General features: G+C 76.7%; 1 protein-coding gene. It reads left to right on the top strand.

What is annotated here, in order from left to right:
- Window positions 1-253, top strand: a 253-nt coding sequence (locus ACETWP_RS17355; protein ID WP_373973537.1) for a DUF222 domain-containing protein, incomplete at both ends; no start/stop codon positions are given.

Below are 253 nucleotides of genomic sequence, written 5' to 3' on the forward strand. Positions count from 1 at the left end.
CCCGGGGCTGATGGTATCCGAGGCCGCCCTGGGCGGGACGGTCCACCCGAACGCCATCCGGCGCCTGGCCTGCGGGGCGGATTTGATCCCGGTGGTGCTCGGCACCGCGGGGCAGGTCCTGGACGCCGGCCGGGCCGCGCGGCTGTTCAGCGAGGACCAGCACCGGGTCCTCTATGCCCGGGACCGCGGCTGCACGGCTCCGGGGTGCACGGTCCCGGCCGCGGGGTGCGAGGCCCACCATGTGCGGTGGTGG

The organism is Arthrobacter halodurans, assembly GCF_041877255.1.
Taxonomy (GTDB): domain Bacteria; phylum Actinomycetota; class Actinomycetes; order Actinomycetales; family Micrococcaceae; genus Arthrobacter_N; species Arthrobacter_N halodurans.